This is a genomic window from Plectonema cf. radiosum LEGE 06105, from assembly GCF_015207665.1.
In the GTDB taxonomy this organism is placed as follows: Bacteria; Cyanobacteriota; Cyanobacteriia; order Cyanobacteriales; family Nostocaceae; genus Rivularia; species Rivularia radiosa_A.
Genome location: NZ_JADEWL010000058.1, coordinates 1 through 22,346 on the forward strand (window position 1 = coordinate 1; position 22,346 = coordinate 22,346).

20 protein-coding genes and 1 pseudogene are annotated in these 22,346 nt (G+C 38.2%); 12 read left to right on the plus strand and 9 right to left on the minus strand.

Annotated features, from left to right (window positions below; all coding sequences use genetic code 11):
• Positions 1-277: 277 nt before the first annotated feature.
• From IQ247_RS17200 to IQ247_RS17245, 10 genes are all read left to right on the plus strand, one after another.
• Positions 278-802, plus strand: coding sequence for a DUF937 domain-containing protein (locus IQ247_RS17200; RefSeq protein ID WP_193922080.1), 525 nt, complete (start codon positions 278-280; stop codon positions 800-802).
• A 420-nt stretch (positions 803-1,222) separates the two neighbouring features.
• Positions 1,223-1,828: a hypothetical protein gene (locus IQ247_RS17205; protein ID WP_193922082.1), complete on the plus strand. Its 606-nt coding sequence runs from the start codon at positions 1,223-1,225 to the stop codon at positions 1,826-1,828.
• Positions 1,829-1,941: 113 nt separating this feature from the next.
• Entirely contained in the window at positions 1,942-2,301 is a 360-nt protein-coding gene (locus IQ247_RS17210) for a hypothetical protein (protein ID WP_193922084.1), read from the plus strand.
• The gene (locus IQ247_RS17215; protein WP_193922086.1) at positions 2,255-5,005 is read left to right on the plus strand and encodes a putative type IV secretion/conjugal transfer ATPase; all 2,751 of its coding nucleotides are present in this window, start codon (positions 2,255-2,257) and stop codon (positions 5,003-5,005) included. The genes IQ247_RS17210 and IQ247_RS17215 overlap by 47 nt, the downstream gene beginning before the upstream one ends.
• Before the next feature lie 52 nt (positions 5,006-5,057).
• Positions 5,058-5,834 carry a hypothetical protein gene (locus tag IQ247_RS17220; RefSeq protein ID WP_193922087.1) on the plus strand — a complete coding sequence of 259 codons (777 nt, stop codon included), beginning with the start codon at positions 5,058-5,060 and terminating at the stop codon, positions 5,832-5,834.
• Between the two features lie 215 nt (positions 5,835-6,049).
• Complete coding sequence (locus IQ247_RS17225) at positions 6,050-7,081, plus strand: hypothetical protein (protein WP_193922089.1); 1,032 nt, start codon at positions 6,050-6,052, stop codon at positions 7,079-7,081.
• Positions 7,082-7,161: 80 nt separating this feature from the next.
• Positions 7,162-7,962: a hypothetical protein gene (locus tag IQ247_RS17230; protein WP_193922091.1), complete on the plus strand. Its 801-nt coding sequence runs from the start codon at positions 7,162-7,164 to the stop codon at positions 7,960-7,962.
• A gap of 65 nt (positions 7,963-8,027) precedes the next feature.
• The gene (locus IQ247_RS17235) at positions 8,028-8,726 is read left to right on the plus strand and encodes a hypothetical protein (RefSeq protein WP_193922093.1); all 699 of its coding nucleotides are present in this window, start codon (positions 8,028-8,030) and stop codon (positions 8,724-8,726) included.
• A 216-nt stretch (positions 8,727-8,942) separates the two neighbouring features.
• Complete coding sequence (locus tag IQ247_RS17240) at positions 8,943-10,580, plus strand: TrbI/VirB10 family protein (protein ID WP_228059823.1); 1,638 nt, start codon at positions 8,943-8,945, stop codon at positions 10,578-10,580.
• A gap of 295 nt (positions 10,581-10,875) precedes the next feature.
• Positions 10,876-11,379 carry a hypothetical protein gene (locus IQ247_RS17245; RefSeq protein ID WP_228059824.1) on the plus strand — a complete coding sequence of 168 codons (504 nt, stop codon included), beginning with the start codon at positions 10,876-10,878 and terminating at the stop codon, positions 11,377-11,379.
• Between the two features lie 23 nt (positions 11,380-11,402).
• On the opposite strand, the pseudogene IQ247_RS17250 reads toward IQ247_RS17245, so the two are convergent.
• Positions 11,403-12,539: pseudogene (locus IQ247_RS17250) on the minus strand (ABC transporter ATP-binding protein); the annotation flags it as partial.
• Here IQ247_RS17250 and IQ247_RS17255 point away from each other — a divergent pair.
• Positions 12,505-12,759, plus strand: coding sequence for a Tse2 family ADP-ribosyltransferase toxin (locus IQ247_RS17255; RefSeq protein ID WP_193922100.1), 255 nt, complete (start codon positions 12,505-12,507; stop codon positions 12,757-12,759). The pseudogene IQ247_RS17250 and the gene IQ247_RS17255 sit on opposite strands and share 35 nt — an antisense overlap.
• Positions 12,760-12,937: 178 nt before the next feature.
• On the opposite strand, the gene IQ247_RS17260 is transcribed toward IQ247_RS17255, so the two are convergent.
• Positions 12,938-13,291 carry a DUF5615 family PIN-like protein gene (locus IQ247_RS17260; protein WP_193922101.1) on the minus strand — a complete coding sequence of 118 codons (354 nt, stop codon included), beginning with the start codon at positions 13,289-13,291 and terminating at the stop codon, positions 12,938-12,940.
• Positions 13,288-13,524 (minus strand): DUF433 domain-containing protein, encoded by a 237-nt coding sequence (locus tag IQ247_RS17265; RefSeq protein ID WP_193922104.1) that lies wholly within the window; start codon positions 13,522-13,524, stop codon positions 13,288-13,290. Before IQ247_RS17265 ends, IQ247_RS17260 begins: the two co-directional genes overlap by 4 nt.
• 124 nt (positions 13,525-13,648) lie before the next feature.
• Between IQ247_RS17265 and IQ247_RS17270 the strand changes: the two genes are divergently transcribed.
• Positions 13,649-13,804, plus strand: a complete 156-nt coding sequence (locus IQ247_RS17270) for a hypothetical protein (RefSeq protein WP_193922106.1) — start codon at positions 13,649-13,651, stop codon at positions 13,802-13,804.
• A 448-nt stretch (positions 13,805-14,252) separates the two neighbouring features.
• Here IQ247_RS17270 and IQ247_RS17275 read toward each other — a convergent pair whose 3' ends face one another.
• From IQ247_RS17275 to IQ247_RS17300, 6 genes are all read right to left on the minus strand, one after another.
• Entirely contained in the window at positions 14,253-14,681 is a 429-nt protein-coding gene (locus IQ247_RS17275) for a TonB-dependent receptor domain-containing protein (protein ID WP_193922108.1), read from the minus strand.
• A 93-nt stretch (positions 14,682-14,774) separates the two neighbouring features.
• The gene (gene lnt / locus IQ247_RS17280; protein ID WP_193922110.1) at positions 14,775-16,388 is read right to left on the minus strand and encodes an apolipoprotein N-acyltransferase; all 1,614 of its coding nucleotides are present in this window, start codon (positions 16,386-16,388) and stop codon (positions 14,775-14,777) included.
• Positions 16,389-16,472: 84 nt separating this feature from the next.
• Complete coding sequence (gene gyrA / locus IQ247_RS17285) at positions 16,473-19,178, minus strand: DNA gyrase subunit A (protein WP_193922112.1); 2,706 nt, start codon at positions 19,176-19,178, stop codon at positions 16,473-16,475.
• Between the two features lie 364 nt (positions 19,179-19,542).
• Positions 19,543-20,184 carry a J domain-containing protein gene (locus IQ247_RS17290; protein ID WP_193922114.1) on the minus strand — a complete coding sequence of 214 codons (642 nt, stop codon included), beginning with the start codon at positions 20,182-20,184 and terminating at the stop codon, positions 19,543-19,545.
• 326 nt (positions 20,185-20,510) lie between these two features.
• The gene (locus tag IQ247_RS17295; RefSeq protein ID WP_193922116.1) at positions 20,511-21,107 is read right to left on the minus strand and encodes an ATP-dependent Clp protease proteolytic subunit; all 597 of its coding nucleotides are present in this window, start codon (positions 21,105-21,107) and stop codon (positions 20,511-20,513) included.
• 207 nt (positions 21,108-21,314) lie between these two features.
• Positions 21,315-21,977, minus strand: a complete 663-nt coding sequence (locus IQ247_RS17300) for an ATP-dependent Clp protease proteolytic subunit (protein ID WP_193922118.1) — start codon at positions 21,975-21,977, stop codon at positions 21,315-21,317.
• Between the last annotated feature and the right edge of the window lie 369 nt (positions 21,978-22,346).

The window sequence follows — 22,346 nt, forward strand, 5'->3', positions numbered from 1 at the left end:
ATTTTTAATTAATAACTCCTCATTCCTCATTCCTCACTCAAAACTCAAAACTCAAAACTCAAAACTCAAAACTCAAAACTCCCAACTCCTAACTCCTAACTCCTAACTCCCAACTCAAAACTCAAAACTCAAAACTCAAAACTCAAAACTCCCAACTCCTAACTCCTAACTCCTAACTCCTAACTCCTAACTCCTAACTCCTAACTCCTAACTCCTAACCTCCATTTTTATTTAATATAAACGTGAAGATACCTATTCAACATGAAATATTAAGACTATGGGATTATTTGATGAAGTTCTCAGTGCAATTAACAGTCCCGATCGCCAGGGCAGTATGGATCAAATTGGTGGTATTCTCAATACCGTACAACAGTTGAGCGGTAATGCTGGTACGGACTCTTCCACAATGGAGTCTGCTATGGGAATTGTCGGAAATTTTGTCCGCTCTTCTTTACAAGAAAAACGAGTCGCCCAAGGTGAACAGCAAGCACAATCCATAGTAAATCAATTTAGCGGTACTTCTCCTAATTCTCAAGCTGTTAATGCTCTTTTTTCTAGCGGTATGCAGCAGCAGGTAGCTCAAGCTATTGCTCAGCGTACTGGCTTGGATGTGAATATGGCTTTACAAATGCTACCGATGTTGGTTCCTTTGGTGCTGCAATTTTTACAGTCGGGTGCTAGTTCTCAAAACCCCCAATCTGGTGAAAATTCCGTTCTTCACAGCTTCCTCGATGCTGACGGCGATGGTAATGTAGATATTTCCGATGCTATTCAATTAGCTAGCCGTTTTATGAAACGATAGATTCAATTATCAATTATCATTTATCAAAATCTATTGGTAATTGGTAATTGATGATTAATATAGTTAATAATTATACATACAGAATATCTTTTTTATCTTAATCTATTTTAATATTACCAATTGATGTATAAATTATCAAATCATTCTTATAGAAGATTGACTAAAAGTAGATTTAATTGTATTGAAATCAAACTGATGAATAAAAAAGATTTTGTAAATTATCTTTTATCAATCATTTATCAAAAGTTTGTAGTATAATGTGAAGAAATAATTAACTTTCAAATAAATTTTTCAAAGAACAAGATTTCATGATTCTTTATTTATAGGGAAATATCGTGAAAATTGATGTTAAATTGTGAAAATATCGCAACTCACGTTCTCTGTGTAGACATCTGTAATATACTGACGGGAATAAAACAAATGGGTGCGAAAATTTTTATCCAAAAAGGTTTTGTCAAAGCTTTCACTAACAAAGTCGCAAAAGGGTTTTATAATCTGTTTGAGATAGTTGATAATTGCTGTATTATTTTGACAAAATTCGTACCATTTTTAGCGGCTTGTGCAGTTTTTTTAAGCGTCTTAAGTTTGCACAATCCGATATTATTATTTTGTTTGCTGTTAGGTAGTTTAATTGTAGTAGTAATGCAGCAAGTTTCCTGTAGGTTTAATTTACCGAAGCGTCAATTAATCGGATTGCAAATAATCGCGATCGCAATTGTTCTAACTGCATTTTGGTTGGATTATTTTGCAGCACCAGCCCAAGCACAATTTTTCGGTAAAGCTGAAGATTTTTTTCAGAACACTTTAACTCAAGGCTCTACGGATTCAGGTACTAGAGCCGCTGTGAGTTTAGTATTTAACGTTTTACGAGCGCTTTATTTACTTTACATTGCCGTCGCTTTAATTGGTGTAGTAAATGCAGTACGTAAAGATGAAGATTGGCAAAATATCGCTAGGACACCTTTATTAGTAGTTGTCGCTGTCACGATTGCTGATGTGTTAACTGGATTTATTATCGGTAGTTAAATCAGTTGACAGTTGACAGTGGACAGTGGTTAGTGAATAAGATTCAAGAAGCAACCATCAACCAACAACCATCAACCATCAACCATCAACCATCAACCATCAACTAACAATTAATGGATAAAGAATTTAGACCAGTAAATCAAATTTTAGGAACTCAACCTTCATTAGGTCCTCTTCCAGCAGACCAAATTTTTCCTTGGATGGTAATTGCGTTGGCTGCTTATTTTATTGTAAATGGAATTTTTGGTGGTCTTTTTAATGATGATTTTCAAAAGTGGTTGTGGACAGTTTTAATTGCTGGTTGGGGAATGGCTACTTGGTGGATATTAACGGGTGGTAGAAGTTGGCGTTTTTTAAGCAAGTTTATTGGTGTTCCTACTTGGACGAGAGGAATTGCACGTTATCAAAGTTTTTTGTCAGTAAACTATGAAGTCAAAAATCGGCAAAAAAAGCGTCGCAAACGTCGCAGGTAGTACAGTTAGATTAACACCTTTTGAGGATGCTTTACATCTGGCAACAATGTTAAAGATATCTCTTGATGGTCGAGATGTTGGTGCTTATATTTTAAATAAGGGTAATAATAAAGATAGTTTTTCTTTTGTATTTGGTTTCGATTGTCGAGGAATTCACACTACTTTAAGACCAGAACAAATTGATACTATTTGTAATAACATTGAAGCAGGATTAAAAGATATTCCTGATGGTGAAAAACTGACGTTTCATTTGGGTTCCTTTACTCAAGAAAATCAACGGCAGCAAGAGTTAATAAGTTTAATTAAACAAGCTGCTTCGCCGAATATTAAATATTTATTGATGGCAGAACGTGCTAGGGTTAAAGAATTGACTCAAAGCGGTATTCGTAAGCCAAAATTTTTACGGATTTACGTTACCTATACTGTTGAACCAGATAGTACAAATACCGATGATTGGATTGAAAGGTTATTAGCTAAAGGTGAAAAATGGTGGTTAAAATTTAAAGGAGATTTAACTGCAAGTCAGCATCAACGTATCGAAACTATTGTCAGAAGCGCTTATAAACAAGGTTTTCGTCGTTGGGAACAGCTTTTAGCTAACAAAATGGGATTGGATATCAAACCGATGAATGTAAACCAACTTTGGAGTGAAATTTGGAGACGCTTTAACGATACTCAACCGATCGATATTCCTCAGTTGCTTACTTTGGATGAGAAGGGATTACAAGAACAGGTTTATTCCGATTTAGCTAGTACTAAATTATTAATTGACAATCTGCACAGTACAACTTTATTAATGGAAAGAGGGATACCCTGTGCCGATCGCAGTTGGGTTAATGTAAACAATCGATACGTTGGTGTGTTAACTTTTCTGGAAAAACCCGGAGGTTGGCAAAATAAATCATCACAGTTACGCTACCTTTGGGAATTAGTTGCAAGGGAAACTGTTGTCGATACAGAGATATTTTGTCAGCTGAGTGCAGCAAATCCAACCTTTGTGAAAACCACTCTGCAACGGGTTTTGAAGCAATCCAACATGACGGCAAGGTTGGCTGAAGAGAAAAGTAAAACTATTGATGTCAACGCTCAGTTGAAGTTAAGAAAATCAGTAGCAGCACAAGAACAGATTTATGAAGGTGCAGTTCCCATCTATACGAGTATTGCAATATTGGTGCATCGCAACAGCGTAGAAAAATTGGATGAAGCTACAAGATATATTGAAAACTGTTTTCAACGTCCAGCGCAAGTTATTCGCGAAACGGAATATGCTTGGAAGATTTGGCTGCAAACTCTACCTATTGTGTGGGAAGGTTTATTAGCGAAACCTTTTAACCGTCGTCAGCTGTATTTAACTAACGAGGTACCGGGTTTAATTCCTTTGGTGAAGACTAGGGAAGGTGATGGGAAAGGTTTTGAATTAATTGCGGAAGAAGGAGGAACACCGATACAGTTGGATTTATTCAACCAACATAAAAATTTAGCTTTATTTGCGACAACTCGCGCTGGTAAATCGGTATTGGTTTCGGGAATCCTCACTCAAGCTTTAGCTCATAATATTCCGGTGGTAGCTTTGGATTTTCCTAAACCTGATGGTACTTCTACTTTTACCGACTATACGCAATTTATGGAAAATTGGGGAGCATACTTCGATATTTCCAAACAATCGAACAATCTATTTGAACAGCCAGATTTACGGGCTTTGAGTTATGAGGAGCAAAAAGATAGATTTAGTGATTACGTGGCTTTTTTAGAATCAGCTTTGATGACGATGGTATTAGGTTCATCGGGGGAAAGTCAACTTTTAACTCAAACAGTGCGATCAATTATTAACTTAGCGCTGAATGCATTTTTCAACGACGAAGGGATAAGGAAGAGATATGAAGATGCAATAAACCAAGGATTTGGTTCTACAGCTTGGCAGAAGACACCCACCTTAAGAGATTTTCTCACATTTTGTTCACCAGAGCATTTAAATTTAGAAACTCAGGGTAGAAGAATAGAAGATGCTTTGAATCAAATTGATTTGCGGTTGCGATTTTGGTTATCGAGCAGAGTTGGACAAGCAATTTCCGCACCATCGAGTTTTCCTACCGATGCTCAACTGTTAGTATTTGCCTTGAGGAACTTATCCGATAGTGAAGATGCTGCGGTATTATCTTTAAGTGCCTATTCAGCAGCATTAAGAAGAGCATTGAGTAGTCCAGCGTCGATATTTTTCATTGATGAAGCACCGATTTTATTTGAATTTGACCAAATTGCCGATTTAGTAGGTAGAATTTGTGCTAACGGAGCAAAAGCAGGAATCAGAGTTATTTTATCAGCCCAAGACCCCGATACCATCGCCAAATCCAAAGCAGCATCGAAGATTTTACAAAACTTGACAACCAGATTAATAGGTAGAATTCAACCAGTTGCAGTTGATAGTTTTGAAAGTATTTTAAAATATCCCCGTGAAATAATTAGTCGCAATGCATCAGAAAGTTTCTTTCCTCGTAAAGAAGGAATTTACAGTCAATGGTTATTAGACGATAACGGGATTTATAGTTTTTGTCGTTATTATCCAGGTTACGAACAATTAGCAGTAGTGGCAAATAATCCCAACGAACAAACAGCGAGAAATCAATTTATGAAAACCCATGAAGATAAATATGAAGCCATTTCTGCATTTGCTCGTCAATTAGTAGCATCTTTAAGGAATCAATGAACAGTTATCAGTTAACAGTTAACAGTTAACAGTTATCAGTTATCAACCAACTATGAACAAAACATTTTTTTTTACAGTTTCACTTACATTAATAACCTTGCCAGCAACCGCTCAATTAGGTAATGTTTGGACAGATTTTCAGAATTACGCCATCGATTTACAAAACTATCTCAAAGATAATATATCAGATACATTGCAACCTGTAGAGTCAGAAACTCAAATTGCGATCGACAGCTTTAATGGAGAATTAAATATCCCCAATCCGGTTGCTGTGAGGAAAAGTTTAAATGACGATATTACAATTAATTCCTTATCAGATAATTTTGAGAATAATCCAGCAGTAAACGCTAAATTAGTTGGAAACGAAATTGATAGACAACTTACTCGTGGTATTGCGGTAGGAATTTTAGGAGAAGAAGCACAGATACGTTCAAGAAATAAATTAGAAAGTATTGATACGTCAATTGATTTCACAACACAAATCGCTCAACAAGCACGACAAAGTTCAAATAATCTATTAGATAATCTTACAGAGTTAGGTAGTAATTTTAATCCATTATCATCATTAACTAATCGGAATCAATCAGAATTAGTTAAATTGCAATCACAAAGTATTCAAATAGAAAGCGAACAATCAAAAATGATTGGAGATAATCTAGCTCAAACAATGCAGTTACATCAAACATTGCAATATTCTAACTTGAATTTAGCTAATATTTCTCAAGAAATAGAAGAAACAAATCGCGCTAGAAGAGTCAACACATCCGCAGAAGCCGCAAGACTTTTAAGAACTACTTCTCAAGTTGATTTAATTGGAAGGAAAAAATAGTTGTAGAGACGTAGCACTGCTACGTCTCTAGAGTTATGAGTTAATAATAGAAGATTAATCATAAACTCAAAGAAACGCTGAGGTTCACGTAAAGTAATAACCACAGAATCCGGGTTTTTACAATAATTATCTGTAACAGCAAAAAACACTCATAAAAACCCGACTTCTTACCCGACATATACCAATCCTTTATCATTTAAATTTATAATCCAAAAATGTTATTAGCACAAATTGGTATCAATGAAATTTTAAAAGATGGTGCAACTACAGCACAAAGTATTGCTGAAGGTTGGGATAAACAATGGGTGGATTTGTTGCAAAATAACACCAATAATAATTTGTATGGAGCGCTAACTAATTTAGGTGTATTTTTTGCGGTTGGTACTTTACTAATTTTTATGACCCAATGGTTAAAAGATACCATAAATAACGATTATTCCCGCCCCATATCAGATTTAATTTGGCCTTTTATTGTAGTGTTATTTTTAGCTAATACTGGCAATGGAACTGTATTATCAAACTTAACTTTAGGAGTACGAAATTTTGTTAATGGTATTAACCAACAAGTAGTGGAATCAACTGATGTCAATCAGACTTATCAGCAAGCAATTAATATGAGTATTGCCGAAGATGTGGTAGGTTCTTTTTTACGTCCCTGTCAATCTTTGAATGGGGAACAGCAAAGACAGTGTTTTGTCAAAGCTACAGAAAAAAGTGATATTTTATGGCAAGAATATAGAAATTTATACGGTAATAAACCCTGGATAAATCGATTAGAAAATCAAGTTAATCAAATTACTTTAGGAACTGGTATTTTATCGGAAGAAGCATTTAATTCTTTAATTGGTTCCACCTTCCAAGTTACTATCAAAAACTTTTTAATTTCTCTGCAATCAGCTTTTCAGAACTTGATAGAAGCTACAATGTTATTAATAGCAGCTTTAGGTCCTTTAGCGGTGGGTGGTTCATTATTACCAGTAGCAGGTAAACCGATTTTTGCCTGGTTGACGGGATTTTTCTCCTTGGGAATTGCTAAAATTTCTTTCAACATTATTGCCATATTAACAGCATCTGTAATCGTAAATAGTCCAGCGCAAAATCTTAATACCAATCCTGATTTAATGTGGTTTATCATCTTCCTAGGAATATTAGCCCCTCTTCTATCTCTAATAGTATCTGCTGCTGGAGGATTTGCTGTATTTAGCGCTATTAATAATACTGCTTCCTGGGTAAAAGAAAGAGTGTGAACAACACTGAGTGAGGAGTTAGGAGTGAGGAGTTATGAATTTCAACCTTTAACCTTTAACCTTTAACCTTTAACCTGCTCATGGTGCGTTTGTTAGAAAAACGAAAACGAAAAGGAAATCTTTTAGTAACCATTGCTGTCATAACCTTTGGTTTACATTTATTAACTTTAGTTTTATTAATAATTCAAGGGTTGACTATTCGCCAATTAAGTGTTCAGAAAACTCCTACTTTTGTACAGTTAATTGACGGAAAACCTGTAAATAATAATGACGAATTGCAGCGAAAACCCGAATTAATTAGCGAATTCGTGAGTAAAACGATGATATCCATGTTTAATTGGACTGGAAAATTACCAGCACAAAATATAAATCAATTTAGTAAGCCAAAACAAGATTTAGGAATACCAATTAAAACTCCCCAAGGTGGAAGTAAAAAAGTTACTACAAGTAGTTGGATATCTAGCTTTGCTTTTTCAGAAGATTTTCGTAAAGGTTTTTTAGCTACGGTAGCTGAATTGACTCCACCAGAAGTTTTTTCTAGTAATTCCGAGCAAGTAATATCAGCACAATTAAATATTACTAGAATTTATCCTCCGCAACAAATTGAACGGGGTAAATGGAGAGTGGGAATCGTTGCGAATCTGGTTCAAAGACGCAGTAATGATAAACAAATAGTTACACCATTTAATAAAGATATTTTCGTCCAAGCAATAGATACTTTTGATTACCCAATTACAGAAAATCTTACTGACTTACAACAAGCAATTTACGCAACTCGCAGTGATAAATTAGAAATTTACGAAATTCGAGATTTATGTTTGACAGATCGATATGACAATCTAGCTACAGACGGATTTAATCGTTGTCAAAATCGGCGATAATTCAATGATTTTATGAATTAATTTGCGATCAAGTTAGCATCGACTGTTAAGATTTCCCTAAAAAAATGCAAACCCTAAATACAGATAAAAATCAAACTAATATCGTCCCCTTGTTCGCGATCGCAACATTTGCCTTACATTTCTTGACTTTGATTTTACTGATGTTTCACGGGGGAATGTTACAGCAAGTTAAGCGTAAATCTGTACCCCAAATTTTGGTACAATTAGCAGATGGTCGAGTTATCACCGCTGATGCTACGAGTAATTTGGAACGCGATATGCCGAAAGCATCTAGCTTCGCTAATCGGCAAACAATTCGCCGTTTTGTAGGTGAAACTATGACTTTAATGTTTACTTGGTCGCAAAAACAATCATCAACGGTAGTTTGGAATATTACTTCTGAATTATTAAGAAATGATTTTCAGCGGAAATTTGCTCAGAGATTTAATAACTTTGAGTTAGAAAGTCCCGAAGAAAATGTTTTAGTAATTCAAAGGATTTCTCAACCGGAAGTAATTTCCGAAGGAAAATGGAAAGTTGAAATTTTAGGCAATCGTTTAATTTTTAGTCGGGGTGATAATTTAGGTAAGTCAGTTCCTTTTAACAAACAAATTTTCGTTGAAGCTATAGATGAAGTAAATTCTTTACCAAATATTCCAACTCCTTTAAATTTAGCAGTTTACCGACTCGGAGAAGCCAGAATACAAATTTATAATATTTGTGATATTGAAGATAAAAGCTGTTATGAAAATAAAGATATTTAAGAAGATGAGAATTTTCAATTTACTGTGATGATTTTTTATATTTTTTACATTTTTTATATTTCGTATATTTTTTTATATATATAATTAATATTTTATTTGATATTTTTTTTAATTAAATTAACTTTTGAAATTATTTATTCTCCATTCCCAATTACCAATTACCAATTACCAATTACCAATTACCAATTACCAATTACCAATTACCTATTCCCTATCATGACTAAATACTCAACATCATCCCAAAATACTCAAACTGGACTTACCGAATGGGAAATGCGGATGGCAAAATTGGTTGGTTTGGATGAACCCATACCCTCAGAAATGGGAATGGAAGATGCATCAATTACAAATGTAAATCCTCAAACAGATGAACTCAATAACAACGTCACTTCACAACCACTTTCGGCTAATCCCTTCGCTAAAGCCGGTTTAGTGGCTGCTGCAACCTTGGCTGTAGTTATGTTTGCTGGTGGATTTTTATCTCAATTAATGAGTAACGATACAAAACCGACACAAAACACCATCGCTACCCCAATCTTACCCCAACCCGAAACCAAACCCCGTCAGCAACAATTAGAAGAACAAGTCGAAGGGTTGAAAACCAAACTAGCACTTTCCCAACAACTCGAAGCGGTAAAATCTGCACAAGAAAAGCTCAGAATGGTTAAGCCTACATCATCAACACCTTCCATAGCAGCTAAACCAACTCCCGAAATTCAACCGCAAACTATTCCCCGTGACGCATCCATGTCGATGATTCGTCCCAAACCTCAAACACCACCAACACGCATTGTTGAGGTACCTAGAATCGTCACAGTTGAGCGTATTGTTAATGTCCCGCAATCCACAAATGACAGTGGAAGTATATCGCGTTCAGCTATGCTGTCTCGATCGCAACCCAAAAAATCCCCATCAGAGCAACAGGAAGTATTACCAATATTACCACCCGCACCAACCCCACAACCCCTAGTAGAAATCGCACCACCAGAACCTAATCCGATGCAAGAATGGGCAAGGTTAGCAAAATTAGGTAGTTACGGACAGGTATCTCTGAGCGAAAAACAGACTGTCAACAATCGAACATCACCCTCACAAGTTGCAGTTGAAAGAGATGTGAAAGAGAAAGAAACTCAAAGTAAGCCTGTTATAGAAACACGAACCCGTACAGTCACAAAATCAGTCAGAAGAAATCCTCAAACAATCCCAGTAGGGAACAGTGCGAAAGCCATATTAACTACAGCAATCTACGGTGAAACTACCAAATCAGACAGAGAAGATACTGAAAATAGTAATAGCAATAACGTTTATGTAGTAAGTTTAAAACAAGCCCTAAAAGCCGCTGACGGTACGGTAGCACTACCGATAGGAAGCCAAATATTAACCAAAATTGATTCTATCTCTGAAAACGGTTTAATGCAGTTAGAAATAGTCAAAATTATGATGCGAAAAAATGGTGAAATTGCAGAAAAAAACGTACCCCAAAACGCGCTGATGATTCGTGGTAAAAATGGTAAACCATTAATAGCTAATCAATATTCTAACAGTGGTTCATCTATGGCTCTGATGGATGCGGAATTATTTGCTTTAGGGGGATTAGGTAAAGCAGCAGAAATAATTAACCGTACCGAATCTCAAGTAGTCACCGGAGAAAATGGTACAGTAGCCGTCACCAATGTCAACCGTAATCCCAGTACGGCTGCTGCTATATTAGAAGGCGGAATGAAAACCGTAATTCCACAAATTACCCGCCGCAATCAACGAGCTATGTCTGAAATGTCCCGTAAAACAAACATTTGGTTTTTACCTCCGGGCAAAGAAGTTGAAATATTTGTCAATCAAGAAACAGAATTTTAAAAAACTTAGGAGTCAGGAGTTTTGAATATATTATTTTACATTTAATAGAAAATTATGTTAACTATCAATCAAGATAGAATTAAAAATTGATGTTAGCGAATCATTTTAATAGTATTTTGCGGGATGATCTATACATATCAAAATACTGGGAGACGTTGCACTGCAACGTCTCTACACAATTTATTTATATATCATGATTATTTATTTGTTTATTTGTTTATTTATTTATTTTGAACTATTAACTTTTTGAAAATTTCCGATGAAAAAAACGCTCAATCTGTCCCTCGGTTCCCTAATGTTTTCCGCAACAAGTATATTAATAGCAAGTGCTGTATTAGCAAATAATGCCGTTTTACGTTCAATATTTTCCTGTCAAGCTCAGGGTTTGGGGGGTGCAATTCCGAGTATTAAAGTTTGGTATCAACAAGGTACAAATTTAAGCTTTATTCCCGCAGAAGAAACAATCAAAAAAGTCTGGTTAGATGACCCATCACAAGTTACTCTAGATTTTGATGGTCCCATGTGTGTGCAATTTGGAGAAGAAAACGCTAACACAGCAGATTGTGAAAACTCCGCAGCAAGTGTAATTCACCTCAGAAGAATCGAAAAACTTGATATTCCTGGACTCCCAAATACAGATAATACACTTTTAACGGTAATTACAGAAACAAATAGTAAAAAAAGACTCTATACATTCCGAGTAATATATCAAGAAGGTAGTCCCGAATATAATACTTTAGCAGTATTTGCAGACCCCCCGAATTTCGGAGAAACACCATGTGTAAGAGTTGAAGAGTGAGGAGGTAGAGGCAAAAGTAAGTATTAATGAATCCCAGACTGTACGCGCCACAAACTTGCATAAATTCTATCAAGTGCGAGTAAATCCTCGTGCTTACCCTGCTCGACAATTTGACCATTATCCATGACATAAATACAATGACTATGGCGAATTGTGGACAAACGATGGGCGATCGCAATTGTCGTCCGATTTTGGGTAATTATTGCTAGGGATTTCTGAATAGCCGCTTCCGTTTCATTATCCACCGCTGAAGTCGCTTCATCTAAAATTAAAATCGGTGGATCTTTAAGAATTGCACGGGCTATGGCAATTCGTTGTCTTTGTCCACCAGAAAGTTTTTGACCCCGTTCGCCCACGATAGTATCGTATCCTTGGGGTAGTTGCAAGATAAATTCATCAGCCTGGGCTAATTTGGCAGCATGGATAATTTCTGACTCAGTAGCATCAAAGCTACCATAAGCAATATTCTCCGCCACCGTACCGTGAAATAAAAACACATCTTGACTCACCCAACCGATACAGCGTCGTAAATCAAACAAATTGAGGTCGCGGATATCAATACCATCAACTAAAATCCGCCCACTTTGTACTTCATAAAACCGTAGTAAAAGTTTAACTAAAGTGCTTTTACCCGAACCCGTTGCTCCCACAATACCGATTGTAGCTTTTGCGGGAATCTGGAGAGATAAATTTTTGAGTATATCGTTGCGCTCATTGTAGGCAAAGGTAATATTATCAAATTGCACTTCACCAGCTATAGTTTCGATTGGTAAAAAGCGATTGCCGTGAGGAATTGCGATCGCAGTATCCAGTAAACCCATGACACGCCGCACCGATGCCATTGCTCGCTGATATTCATCCATGATTTCACTCAGTTCAGTGAACGGCCAAAGTAAATCTTGCACAATAAACACCATAAACCCGTAAGTACCCACACTGAGGCGACCTTGTAGCACTTCCCGACCACCCAAATACAGAGTCAGCACAAACCCTAATAAAATCAAAAATCGCAGCACGGGTTGAAAAGCCACACTCAAGGCGATCGCCTTTTTGTTACTGCGACGATAGGATTCACTTTCTTGGTAAACGCGATCGCTTTCATAAGCTTCAGCCGTAAAGCTTTTGATGGTGGCAATTCCAGAGATATTGTTAGCGAGGCGGTGGATCGTTGCTAATTCGGGTGGAATTTCAACTTTTGCAGTTCGGGGTATTGGTAAGAATTGGTGGAAATTAGAAAAAAATACTACAATTCCTAACGAACTTAGACTAGTTAATGATTATGGCAATCATTGGTTGTGGGAACCAAGTTATACAATGCGGTTAGAGGAATATAAATCCGCACTTCGTTTAGTTGGTGATACATTTTATAAAGTAAGTTGAAGATGTTATTGAACATGAATTTATCTCCAAAAGCAATTAGATTTATTCTTGAAGCATTAGAGTTTAGGATTGCTGCTTATCATCAACAGTTAGAGATAGAAGGAATGAAAAAATCGTTTATTACACCTATAGTTGGTGCCAAAGTGAGACGTAACAGTGTACATAGGTACAGTTTTAATTACAGGTGAGCAGTAATTGAATCACGACTCATTTCAATATAGGAGTGACTCTCAAATAATTTAACTAAAGCTTTTAAGTTAGCTGCAAATAATGCTTCTAATTCTAAGTTATTAATATTACCTGTTGTTATAAGTAATAATTTAAACGGTTCTTGAATCGTTAAAAAAGAATTTAAAAAATCAGAATCCTTCGTAATTAATATGCGCTCATCTCCTATTGATATCGCGTTAATTTCTATATCTGATGTAGCATTTCGATTAGGCAAATCTCTTGTATGAATTGTATCATAACCCGCAAATTCTAGGAATCGAGCAAGTCGAGCAGGTAATTGGGCATCAACCAGAAATCTCATGAAGCAATTTTGTGTATACTTTTAACTTGGCTAAGACGCACAGCAAATTGCAGAGCCGCAAAAATATCTTCCCGCTCTAAATCGTCATAATCTGCTAAGATTTCATCTGGTGTCATGCCTGCGCTAAGTAATTCCAGAATCAATTCTACAGGATAACGAAGTCCTCTTATACAAGGCTTGCCGTGACAAATTTCGGGATTGTAGGTAATGCGTTTTAAAAGGTTACTGCTCATAGTGTTATTTTTGTAAATCATACGTTTGTTGATATATTCTAAGTGATTCAGTGGGGAATTTTCGAGAGACAGCGGGTTTAGCAAGAAATTAAGGAAGAGGGAATAAAAGAGGGCGATCGCGCGAATGGCAGTTCTCAAGCTGGCTGGTGGTGGTATGTTTGACGTAGTAATCGCTCAGGCTGCTTTGAAGGTTGGTGTGGATTATCTTGTTACGCTCAATCCTAAAGATTTTGTTCGGTTGGGAGATGAAATTGCGGCTTTCGTGAAAGTCCCTGAGTAAGATGTGCTTGAGAGCTTACTGAAGGTATCGCTTCTTCCCTAAATAAATAATGCCTCCATGGGGCGATCGCCCTTTTCTGGCTTTAATAATAATGGCGATCGTACGGGAGCTGTTCCACTCACAAGGGTAGAATACTTACTTTAATTTAGGGTGGTTGAAAGTTTATTGGTGTGCTTAGTCAGTTTTGTTCGGTTCCGCAAAGCTTTCACCCAACCTACAAGCTAGGGACACGCTTGCGCGAACGTAGGGAAGAGGGTAGGGGGGTTAGGTATTTGCGTAAATTTGAAACCATATAAATGTTTTCCGGAGATATCTAATATATCCCTAATCTTTTATTCACACAAAATATGTTGGGTTACGACGCAAATTCAATTTTTCGTGAAAATGATATTTCTTCGTGCGTCTAACCCAACCTACTAACTGAGTGCCTAACTTGAGTGCCAAACAATTAAAATGTCCAACCAATAGAACCAGTAATGGTAAGTGGCGCACCCCTCTGAATGAAGGTTCTACCAAAGGAATAGCTGCTATAGTCTATATCAAACAGGTTGCGAATGTTAACAGCCGCTTTAAAACCATCTCTACGGTAATAAATCGCCGCGTCGGTACGTAAGTGACTGGGTAGTTCAAAGGAATTTGCGAGATCGCCCTGTCTTTCGCCGATATAAAACAGTCCTAAGCCAAACCCTAAGCCTCTTAAATTACCTTTCTGAATTTCATCGGTTGTCCAAAGGCTAGCTTGATTAAATGGTACATTGTCTAATTGATTGCCAATGGGAGTAGCGTTATCTTTGGTGACTTCTGCATCGGTATAAGCATAGGAGGCAATAATTTTCCAACCAGGTAATATCTCACTTCGTAAACGCTTAGGACACAAATAATGAAGGCATACCCACTTAACTAAAGTTAGGGGCTTGAAACCGAATTAATTACGAATTACGAATTCATATGGTCAAGGAACAAGTTTAGATCAAAGTTTTTGCATAAGAATGTGATATCCTATACCCCATGCCCAATTTCCCATACCCAATCCTAATAAAACCCAACATAACCAATCACCCCAACGTACATATAAAGTTTGGGTTTTTCGTCGATAAATAGTTTCTGCGTGGGTTTCGTAAGTATTATGTCCCGATATCCACAATGTTCTCCCGTGGGGATTGACAAATGCTGAATATCCTGTATTAGTAGCTCTTGCTGCCCATCTATCATTTTCAATGGCTCGCATGGTATCCTGAGCATGATGCTGAAATTGCATTGCTGCACTATAAGGGTCGTTATTAGAAGCTGTGAGAATAAACTCTCCACCCTTCTGGGTTTGATTACGAAATTGTTCCGCAAAGGCTGATCCGTAACAAATCCCAACGATAGCTCTACCAAAAGGTGTTTCCACAATCTGGTTTGATTTTCCTGGTATTTGTCTTGCGGTTATGGGAGATAATCGATTAATAATACCGCCTAAAATATTTTCAAAAGGAATGTATTCTCCTAAAGGTACCAGTTTTTCTTTATCGTAATGGCTATAAATTTCACCTTCACCTGTAAAAGTAAATAAACTATTGGTATATCTACCTTTTCCCTGACGTTTATAACCTCCAACCCAAGCTAAAACGCCTTTTTCTCGCACTGCTGTAATCAACGGACTTTGAATAATCTCATCTTCAAAAAAAGGTAACGCACCTTCTGGAGTTAAAACTGCTTCTACACCTCGATCAACTAAATCCAAGTAACCCTCGGTATAATTTTTGATGATGCGCTGGTTCCCTTGGGATTTAAATTTGATTCGATTGGGAATATTTCCCTGAACAATTCCTACTTTTAAAGCAGTTGCCGACGGTTGGGAAAGGGGACGAGAATACAAGCCAAAACCGATTAAATGAGAAAAGATAAATAGCGCGATCGCAATTATTCCCAATTGCTGAAAACTTTTGATATTTTGACTTTTAGTTTCTTCTAATACTGGTATTTTATTTTTTTTACCATAATCTACAACGGAAAAGCGAGCAATTAAAGCTTCTGCTAACAACCCATTAACCGCAACTATTACCGCCGTTACCGCTGTTGGTCCGGAAATTTGACCCAAATGTAAAATTACTAAATTATGCGGTGATTGTGTGTAAGAAAGCGAACTCCACCACAAAGGTCCGGCACTCCAAACTCTTTCTAAAGCACACCAAATAGCTGTACCAATCAGAACGCGAATCAAACTATTTTGAGTTGAAAATATCCTGAGTAATTTAGACCAAAGTATAACTAATAAACCTCCCCAAAAGGAGATAAACAACCAAGCAAATAAAGCTATGGCGATGCTTCCCAACCACGGAACACCCAACCAAGTCAAAGGATGAAGTCCCGTAATCCAATACAAAGCGGTTCCGTGATAACCCAAACCCCATAAGAGAGAGGGAGAGAGAGTTTTATGTTTTGGGGTTACGACTATTATCCATAGGGGAATCAAAGCAAACCATGCTAAAAACCAAGCACCCACAGGAGCGACGGTTAACCCCATTACAATCCCACTTGTTAAAGCAATTATTGGTTTTGAGTTGCGAGTTATGAATTTGGTAAAAATATTAGATTTCATAATTAATTACATATCAAAACAGTTGTAGAGACGCGATACCCTTGCGTCTCTACATTAATGGTTAATACATTACCAAAATTTGATTTATTCTTCCGTTTCTACAACATGATCTGCTGGTTCTATAACAATTGTATCGGTCACTTCTACAGCATCTCCATCAGATAATTCTTCTGATTCTTCACTATTATCAGCGGGAACTACTGCAACTCCGTTAATAAAATCTTCATCATCAAGACGCTGTACCCTTACTCCAGTAGCAGAACGTGATTGGATGGAAATGGCATTTACTGCCTGCCGGATAATGATACCGCGACTCGTGACCATCATAATTTCATTTTCTTCACTAACAATGCGTAAAGTTGCTAAATGGTCTTGAGTTTTACGGTTTTTGAACTTGGTTGCCATTAAACCTTGTCCGGCGCGATTTTGCAAGCGGAATTGGGCTACTGGTACCCGTTTTCCATATCCTCCCGTAGTAATAACTAATACCCAAAGCCCGGAATTACTATTATCCGCAATTTCTACAGCTTCAGGATTATCTGCATCTTCGATTTCAGTTGTTTCGGTTTCAATTGCTTCAATTTCGGTTGCTTCAACTTCAATGGCTTCGGTTTCAGCTTCTATTGCTGGTGCGATGTTATTCAGAATATCTGCTGGAAGAACATCCATTCCTACCAATTCGTCGCCACCTTTACGCAACTTCATGGCTTTTACTCCACGAGTCGCTCTACCCAAAGGACGTAATTGTGAGTGAGTGCAGCGGAAATGAATCGCCATACCCATGCGAGAACCGATAATTACACTATCTTCTGCTTTCGCACGACGTACCCAGCGCAATTCATCCCCTTCTTCTAAGGAAATGGCAATCAAACCGTTGGCTCGAATATGACTAAAGGCAGCTAAGGCAGTTTTCTTGATATAGCCACCCTTAGTGAGCATTACCAAATATTCATCTTGGCTAAATTCGCTGACGGGTACAATCGAGGTAATTTTTTCTTCTCTAGGAATCGGTAGCATTTGTACTATGGGTGTACCCCTACTGGTGCGGGAACCCAAGGGTAATTGATAAGCCCTCAAGCAATAAACTACACCACGTTCGCTGAAGAATAAAATACTATCATGGTCGCAACAAGTTAAGAAATGCTCAATGTTGTCATCATCTTTAACTTTAGCTGCGGCTTTACCTCTGGTAGCACGGCTTTGCGCTTCAAAGGTATTAACCGGCATCCGTTTGATATAACCTTGCTGAGTCAGTAAAATTATCGCTTTTTCATTGGCAATTAAGTCTATATCATCTAAATCCCCTTCCTTGTGGGTAATTACCGTGCGGCGGGGTGTAGCGTGTTTTTCTCTTAATTGCTTAACTTCGGTTTCAATAATTTCTAATATTCGTTCTCTGCGAGCCAGAATATCTTGTAAATCAGTTATTTGAGCCTGTAAAGAATCGTGTTCTAAACGAATTTTATCAGCTTCCAAAGCTGTCAAACGGCGTAACTGCATTTGTAAGATTGCGTCGGCTTGCGCTTCCGATAATCCATAGTTACTAATTAATTCTCCCTTCGCCGTCGGTGCATCCGCAGCATGACGAATCAAGGCAATAATCTGGTCTAAATGGGACTGCGCGATTAACAAACCTTGTAAAATATGGTCTCTTTCTTCCGCTTTCCGCAACTCATAGCGTGTGCGTCTGGTAATCGACTCAATGCGGAAATCTAAGAAAACCTGCAAAAACCGCTTCAATGTTAGTAAAATGGGTTCTCCATTTACTAACGCAAGCATATTTGCACCAAAATTCGCTTGCAGTGGCGTTAACTTGTATAAATTATTTAAAACCACGCGGGGATAAGCATCGCGCTTGAGTTCTATAACAACTCGCATCCCATCGCGATCGCTCTCATCCCGGATATCAGAAATCCCGTCAATGCGTTTATCGTTAACTAACTCGGCAATTTTTTCAATTAATGCCGCTTTATTAGTTTGATAAGGCAACTCGGTGATAATGATTGCTTCTTTTTCCTGTCTTCCCCGCTGTTGAAGAGTCTCAATACTCGCTACTCCGCGCATGGTAATCGAACCGCGCCCGGTAGTGTAAGCTTCCTTAATCCCTGAAGTACCGAGGATTTCAGCACCCGTCGGGAAATCGGGGCCTTGAATATATTTATTTAATTCAAGATCGGTAATTTCCGGATTATGAATTAGGGATACTAATCCGTCGATCAATTCTCCCAAATTATGAGGCGGGATATTAGTCGCCATCCCCACCGCAATCCCAGAAGAACCATTTAATAGTAACTGCGGTAGCCTTGCTGGTAAAACCGTAGGTTCCTGTTGTGAACCGTCGAAGTTATCGGCAAAATCGACAGTTTCCGATTCGATATCTTGCAGTAGAGCGTCAGTAGTTAAAGATTGTAGGCGGCATTCAGTGTAACGCATAGCCGCCGGAGGGTCGTTATCAACACTTCCGAAATTACCATGCCCCGAAATTAAAGGCGACCTCATCGAAAAACTTTGCGCCATCCGCACCAAAGCATCGTAAACAGCCGTATCACCGTGGGGGTGGTACTTACCCAACACCTCCCCCACAACACGGGCGCACTTACGGAAAGGGCGGTCTGCCGTCAACCCCAACTCGTGCATAGCGTAAAGAATGCGACGATGCACAGGCTTCAGACCATCCCTGGCATCTGGCAAAGCGCGACCGACAATCACGCTCATCGCATATTCCAGATAAGACCTGGACATCTCGTTTCGCAGATCCGTCGGGATTATCCGCTCCTGAGAGGTTGTCATAACCGAAAAAACTCCAAAAATCGCAAATTTTAGGGCTTAAAATCGAAAAAAAGCCAAATTATTCCAAATGATGCTTGAATAATCGCCATTATTTGGTACAATTTTAGCACATTTTGCGCGTTTTTGCAGGGAATAGGGAGTAGGGAGCGGGGAAGAATACCTAGTTCCCGGAGTCAGCCGGGGAACCAGAACAAGAGCCGGAAACTGTTGTTGAAACTGGTGCAAGATTTGATTAAACTCAACGAGGTTGTCGCCAACCCCAATCTCCGTCAAAAGGACTTCTTTTCGCTTGCACTTTTATGTGTCTTTGAATAGAAGTTTCCGTATGTCGGGAAATCTTTGTCCTATAACTATTAAACAAGTCTCAAAAAACCTGCTCTAACTTCATAAAATCGCGCTGTACCTCGTTAATCAAAGACTTATTCTTAGGGTCGGTCTTCAAAGCTTTTTTCAGGTAAATTCTTGCCTTAAGCAACTGTTTTTCCGCAATTAACGCCCTTCCCCAAAGTTGATATGATATGGCTAACCATTGTCGTACTTCAGCATCATTAGGCAAACGTTCCACCAAAGCTTCCGCGAGCGCAATAGCTTGCGGGAAACGTCTTTCCTTCAAAAACTGCTGTAGCTGTTCGTAGGTTTTCCACTTCAAACGTCGCTCAATTTCTTCAATTTGGGGGGGTTTTGGTTTCGGCTGTTGGGATGGCGATCGCAATGGTTGTGAATGCGAACTGTGCTGCGGTGTCTCCTTCACCCGATCTGATTTTTTTTGTAGCGTTTCAACAGCTGGCGAGGTTTTTTGATAGGAACTTTGTTCTTGGGGCGGTATACATTGCAATAACAATTTGTATGCCTCAGTTAAGGCAATAAACTTTTCCTTAGCCCTTTCATCATTGGGATTAATATCCGGATGATATTGCTGCGCCAGTCGGCGGTAAGACGATTTGATGTCGGGAAAAGAAGCTCCCGATCTTAAACCCAGTAAACGGTAGCAATCTAAAAGATCCATTTCGAGCTATCCGGAGCGCACTTTTAACAGTGATTCAACTTACCTAATCATTAAAGTAAGTGATTGATTATAGTATGTTTACAGCAATAAGCTGAAGCTACTAATGATAAAGACTAAAGTTCCAATTTAAAGTTCATAACGTACATCTTGATGGGGAATGGTAATTGGTAATTGGTAATTGGTAATTGGGATACCTTCCAGATAAAGGTAAGAAGTAAGTACTTATGAATTGAGAAGAGTTAAAAATTAGGGCTCAATTAAAACTTAAGAATTATGTCTACCCCCATTACCCATTACCCATTACCTATTACCTATTACCCATTCCACTAAACAGGTCGCTCTTCAATTACTTTGTCAATCAAACCATATTCTTTGGCTTCTTCGGCGGACATGAAAAAGTCACGATCCATGTCTTTTTCAATTTTTTCGATTGATTTACCAGTATTCTTAGCATAAATGCCGTTTAGCTGATGACGAATCCGCAGAATTTCCCTGGCTTCAATTTCAATGTCGGTTGCTTGTCCGCGAGCGCCCCCGGAAGGTTGGTGAATCATAATCCGCGAATGAGGTAAAGCCAATCGCTTACCTTTGGTTCCACCAGCAAGCAAGAACGAACCCATTGAAGCAGCTAAACCCACACAAATTGTCACCACATCCGACTTGATGTGCTGCATTGTGTCAAAAATCATCAATCCAGAAGTGACCATTCCACCAGGTGAATTGATGTATAAATAAATATCTTTACCTGGGTCATCCGAATCAAGGTATAGCATCACCGCTACAATTTGGTTAGCGAGTTCGTCATCAATATCTCGCGGCAGAAAAATAATCCGTTCGCGGTAAAGACGATTGTAAATATCAATCCACTGTGTATATTGTTCCCCCGGCATCCGGTAGGGAACTTTTGGCACGCCAATAGGCATAATTCTATAACTCCGTTTTATAATTTACTGGGAATGAGCAATCAATTTTGGATTTTAGATTTTGGATTTTACATTTACATTTATGCGGAGCCATAATTAAAACTGAATTGTTTGAAACCGTGAATAATTCAATCCAAAATCCTTTGATCTAAAATCTAAAATTGTTTCGGTGAGTAATTAGTCCGATTACGATATGCAAACCTATTATTAAAGGATGCTAGCGGCTACGGGATGGGCAAGTTCTTCTTTTTCAAACACCCGGTCAATCAAGCCGTATTCCACAGCAGCTTGAGGTGTCAGGTAAAATAAGCGGTCCATATCCTTCTCAATTCTTTCAGTAGTTTGCCCGGTATTACGAGAAAGAATATCTAACATTGTCCGCTTATTTGCCAAAACTTCTTTAGCTCGGATTTGAATATCCGTTGCTTGACCTTGGGCATAGCTTTTTGGCTGATGCAGAATAATCGTAGAGTGAGGTAAGCTAGCGCGACAACCTTTAGAACCAGCACTTAAGAGCATTGCAGCCATTCCCATTGCCGAACCAATACAAATGGTGTGAATGGGAGGCTTAATATATTTAATCGTATCGTAGATAGCAAAAGCTTCAGTTTCAAAGCCAACGGGGTCGCCACCGTAACTAGAAGTACCAGTAGAATTGATATAAATTTTAATCGGTTTTTCTGGGTCATCTGACTGTAAATAAAGCAGTTCGGCAATGATAAGTTCCGTAACCGCAGGCACCAGAGGCATCCCAAGATACACGATGCGTTCTTTCAATAGTAAAGAAGGTAAATCCGGCGGTGGTGTGCGAGTAAAGCTATCTCCGCCGTAATAAGGCGCTTGCACAGCCTTGATGGGGGAATTTTCCATTTTTCAACTGTTGCCTGAATAATGCTGTTAACTGTAGTACATATTAACGCGATGCAAGGGACTGTGGAGGTGTGGATTTCTCGCTTTTTATTTTCTTTTCTATAATTTGTAATTTGTCTGAGGTAAATATTAGATTATCGGCGAAAACTCAAAGCGATACATAATTGTCAATTCGACAACTATCACAGAAGTCGGGTTTTTAGGATAAATCTCTGTAATAACAGACAATTCTGGTAAAAACCCAACTCCTAACCCCACTACAGTTTCCTGATGATTTAAGCAGCAATCGAATTCGTGAACATCTAACTCACCTTAAAGTTAGCAGGAATACAATTGATTGCATCAAAAAAATCAAATATCAACCAACTG